The sequence below is a fragment of the Saccharothrix hoggarensis genome (assembly GCF_042678885.1).
GTDB classification, from domain to species: domain Bacteria; phylum Actinomycetota; class Actinomycetes; order Mycobacteriales; family Pseudonocardiaceae; genus Actinosynnema; species Actinosynnema hoggarensis.
Map to the genome: position 1 here is coordinate 1 of NZ_JBHTLK010000335.1, position 5,143 is coordinate 5,143.

General features: G+C 57.3%; 2 rRNA genes. Both read right to left on the minus strand.

The features are described from left to right. Positions 1 to 57: 57 nt before the first annotated feature. Positions 58 to 3,138 (minus strand): 23S ribosomal RNA (locus ACFQ3T_RS34025). A gap of 352 nt (positions 3,139 to 3,490) precedes the next feature. Beyond that, positions 3,491 to 5,007: ribosomal RNA gene (locus ACFQ3T_RS34030) — 16S ribosomal RNA — on the minus strand. The 16S and 23S rRNA genes sit together here, the layout of an rRNA operon. Between the last annotated feature and the right edge of the window lie 136 nt (positions 5,008 to 5,143).

Here is a 5,143-nt window from a genome sequence, read left to right on the forward strand (position 1 = left end):
GGACCAGGTGGTCCGGTTCGGTTCTTTCAGAACCGCACAGTGGATGCGTAGCGTCTTCGTAGCAAGTCCTCGGCCTATTAGTACCGGTCAACTCCAGCCGTTACCGACCTTCCATCTCCGGCCTATCAACCCAATAGTCTCTTGGGGGCCTTAACCCACAAAGGGTGGGATACCTCATCTAGGAACAGGCTTCCCGCTTAGATGCTTTCAGCGGTTATCCCTTCCGAACGTAGCCAACCAGCAATGCCCTTGGCAGGACAACTGGCACACCAGAGGTCCGTCCGTCCCGGTCCTCTCGTACTAGGGACAGCCTTCCGCAAGTATCCTACGCGCGCGGCGGATAGGGACCGAACTGTCTCACGACGTTCTAAACCCAGCTCGCGTACCGCTTTAATGGGCGAACAGCCCAACCCTTGGGACCTACTCCAGCCCCAGGATGCGACGAGCCGACATCGAGGTGCCAAACCATGCCGTCGATATGGACTCTTGGGCAAGATCAGCCTGTTATCCCCGGGGTACCTTTTATCCGTTGAGCGACCACGCTTCCACAAGCCATGGCCGGATCACTAGTTCCGACTTTCGTCCCTGCTCGACCTGTCGGTCTCACAGTCAAGCCCCCTTGTGCACTTGCACTCGACACCTGATTGCCAACCAGGCTGAGGGAACCTTTGAGCGCCTCCGTTACCCTTTGGGAGGCAACCGCCCCAGTTAAACTACCCACCAGGCACTGTCCCTGATCCGGATCACGGACCGAGGTTAGACATCCAGTACGACCAGAGTGGTATTTCAACGACGACTCCACACTGACTGGCGTCAGCGCTTCACAGTCTCCCACCTATCCTACACAAGCCGAACCGAACACCAATACCAAGCTATAGTAAAGGTCCCGGGGTCTTTCCGTCCTGCCGCGCGTAACGAGCATCTTTACTCGTAATGCAATTTCGCCGGGCCTGTGGTTGAGACAGTCGAGAAGTCGTTACGCCATTCGTGCAGGTCGGAACTTACCCGACAAGGAATTTCGCTACCTTAGGATGGTTATAGTTACCACCGCCGTTTACTGGCGCTTAAGTTCTCAGCTTCGCCCCGAAAGACTAACCGGTCCCCTTAACGTTCCAGCACCGGGCAGGCGTCAGTCCGTATACATCGTCTTGCGACTTCGCACGGACCTGTGTTTTTAGTAAACAGTCGCTTCTCGCTGGTCTCTGCGGCCGAAAAATCCTAGCCCGCAAGGGGCTTCAAATCCCTCGGCCCCCCTTCTCCCGAAGTTACGGGGGCATTTTGCCGAGTTCCTTAACCACAGTTCGCCCGATCGCCTCGGTATTCTCTACCTGACCACCTGTGTCGGTTTGGGGTACGGGCCGCATGAACACTCACTAGAGGCTTTTCTCGGCAGCATGGGATCACTCTACTTCGCCTCAATCGGCTATGCATCACGTCTCAGCCTTATATGACGTGCGGATTTGCCTACACGTCGGCCTACACGCTTACACCAGTACTACCACTCACTGGCGGAGCTACCCTCCTGCGTCACCCCATCGCTTGACTACTACAAGTTCAGGTCCCGCGCTCCACGTCACCCCACTCCCGAAGGAGTGGAATGGGCTTCGGGCGGTTAGTATCACAAGGTTCGCCATGGGCGCGTTCACACGGGTACGGGAATATCAACCCGTTGTCCATCGACTACGCCTGTCGGCCTCGCCTTAGGTCCCGACTTACCCTGGGCGGATTAGCCTGGCCCAGGAACCCTTGGTCATCCGGCGGACGAGTTTCTCACTCGTCTTTCGCTACTCATGCCTGCATTCTCACTCGTCCAGCCTCCACACCTGGATCACTCCGGCGCTTCAACGGCTGAACGACGCTCCCCTACCCATCCCGACATAATCGGAATGACACGGCTTCGGCGGTGTGCTTGAGCCCCGCTACATTGTCGGCGCAGGACCACTTGACCAGTGAGCTATTACGCACTCTTTAAAGGGTGGCTGCTTCTAAGCCAACCTCCTGGTTGTCTGGGCGACCCCACATCCTTTCCCACTTAGCACACACTTAGGGGCCTTAGCCGGCGTTCTGGGCTGTTTCCCTCTCGACTACGAAGCTTATCCCCCGCAGTCTCACTGCCGCGCTCTCACGTACCGGCATTCGGAGTTTGGTTGATTTCGGTAAGCTTGTGGGCCCCCTAGACCATCCAGTGCTCTACCTCCGGCACGAAACACACGACGCTGCACCTAAATGCATTTCGGGGAGAACCAGCTATCACGGAGTTTGATTGGCCTTTCACCCCTAACCACAGCTCATCCCCCAGGTTTTCAACCCTGGTGGGTTCGGGCCTCCACGCGGTCTTACCCACGCTTCACCCTGGCCATGGCTAGATCACTCCGCTTCGGGTCTAGACCACGCGACTATGAACGCCCTATTCGGACTCGCTTTCGCTACGGCTACCCCACACGGGTTAACCTCGCCACGCAGCACTAACTCGCAGGCTCATTCTTCAAAAGGCACGCCGTCACCCCTAAAGGCTCCGACGGATTGTAGGCACACGGTTTCAGGTACTATTTCACTCCCCTCCCGGGGTACTTTTCACCTTTCCCTCACGGTACTAGTCCGCTATCGGTCACCAGGGAGTATTCAGGCTTAGCGGGTGGTCCCGCCAGATTCACAGCGAATTTCACGAGTACGCTGCTACTTGGGAACACCGTCAGGAGACACCGGGTTTTCACGTACGGGACTCTCACCCTCTACGGCCACGCTTTCCAGACGCGTTCCGCTAACCACAGTGTTTTATGACTCCTCGACCGTCCGGCAGAACGATCAGACAGGTCCCACGACCCCGTACACGCAACCCCTGCCGGGTATCACACGAATACGGTTTAGCCTCTTCCGCTTTCGCTCGCCACTACTCACGGAATCACGGTTGTTTTCTCTTCCTGCGGGTACTGAGATGTTTCACTTCCCCGCGTTCCCTCCACATGCCCTATGTGTTCAGGCAAGGGTGACCCCACATGACTGGGGCCGGGTTTCCCCATTCGGAAATCCTTGGATCTCAGCTCGGTTGACAACTCCCCAAGGCTTTTCGCAGTCTCCTACGTCCTTCATCGGCTCCTGGTGCCAAGGCATCCACCGTGTGCCCTTAATAACTTGCCACAAAGATGCTCGCATCCACTGTGCAGTTCTCAAAGAACAACCAGACACCACCCGTAACACACCCGCCTACCAGATCCGAAGACCGGCGGTTCAGGAGCTGGGGCAGCCCTGCCGTTTCTCGCTGAAAGAGACACTCACGTGTTCCCTCAGGACCCAACAGCGTACCGAACAGAAGCTTTGAACCCTCTGGAGACCCTTCCACGCCCTCACGGACAGTACTAACTCTCCAGACAACCCGAAGTCCTGTATATAGCCAGCATCCACATCATTGAGCAACCATCCGACGATCATTCGCCGCCGGCACGGCTCTCCACCAGACATCCGAAGACATCCGGTGAGGAATGCTCCTTAGAAAGGAGGTGATCCAGCCGCACCTTCCGGTACGGCTACCTTGTTACGACTTCGTCCCAATCGCCAGTCCCACCTTCGACCGCTCCCCCCCTTACGGGTTGGGCCACGGGCTTCGGGTGTTACCGACTTTCGTGACGTGACGGGCGGTGTGTACAAGGCCCGGGAACGTATTCACCGCAGCGTTGCTGATCTGCGATTACTAGCGACTCCGACTTCACGGGGTCGAGTTGCAGACCCCGATCCGAACTGAGACCGGCTTTGTGGGATTCGCTCCACCTCACGGCTTAGCAGCCCTCTGTACCGGCCATTGTAGCATGTGTGAAGCCCTGGACATAAGGGGCATGATGACTTGACGTCATCCCCACCTTCCTCCGAGTTGACCCCGGCAGTCTCCCATGAGTCCCCGCCATAACGCGCTGGCAACATGGAACGAGGGTTGCGCTCGTTGCGGGACTTAACCCAACATCTCACGACACGAGCTGACGACAGCCATGCACCACCTGTACACCGGCCACAAGGGGGCCAATATCTCTACTGGTTTCCAGTGCATGTCAAGCCCAGGTAAGGTTCTTCGCGTTGCATCGAATTAATCCACATGCTCCGCCGCTTGTGCGGGCCCCCGTCAATTCCTTTGAGTTTTAGCCTTGCGGCCGTACTCCCCAGGCGGGGTGCTTAATGCGTTAGCTGCGGCACGGAGGACGTGGAAGTCCCCCACACCTAGCACCCACCGTTTACGGCGTGGACTACCAGGGTATCTAATCCTGTTCGCTCCCCACGCTTTCGCTCCTCAGCGTCAGTATCGGCCCAGAGACCCGCCTTCGCCACCGGTGTTCCTCCTGATATCTGCGCATTTCACCGCTACACCAGGAATTCCAGTCTCCCCTGCCGAACTCAAGTCTGCCCGTATCGACTGCAGGCTCCACGTTAAGCGTGAAGTTTTCACAGCCGACGCAACAAACCGCCTACGAGCTCTTTACGCCCAATAATTCCGGACAACGCTCGCACCCTACGTATTACCGCGGCTGCTGGCACGTAGTTAGCCGGTGCTTCTTCTGCGGGTACCGTCAGTTGCCCTTCGTCCCCGCTGAAAGAGGTTTACAACCCGAAGGCCGTCATCCCTCACGCGGCGTCGCTGCATCAGGCTTTCGCCCATTGTGCAATATTCCCCACTGCTGCCTCCCGTAGGAGTCTGGGCCGTGTCTCAGTCCCAGTGTGGCCGGTCACCCTCTCAGGCCGGCTACCCGTCGTCGCCTTGGTAGGCCATTACCCCACCAACAAGCTGATAGGCCGCGGGTCCATCCTGTACCGCCGGAACTTTCCACCCACCACCATGCGGAGGCAGGTCATATCCGGTATTAGACCTAGTTTCCCAGGCTTATCCCAGAGTACAGGGCAGGTTACCCACGTGTTACTCACCCGTTCGCCGCTCGTGTACCCCGAAGGGCCTTACCGCTCGACTTGCATGTGTTAAGCACGCCGCCAGCGTTCGTCCTGAGCCAGGATCAAACTCTCCAATAAGGAATGTTTGATCGCTCCGAACAACACTGACAATAATGTCAGTTGTCCAGTAACAATCTCAAAGGAAAACCTCTTGACGAGGTCATACAATTTACTGGCTATTCGGCACGCTGTTGAGTTCTCAAAGAACACGCGC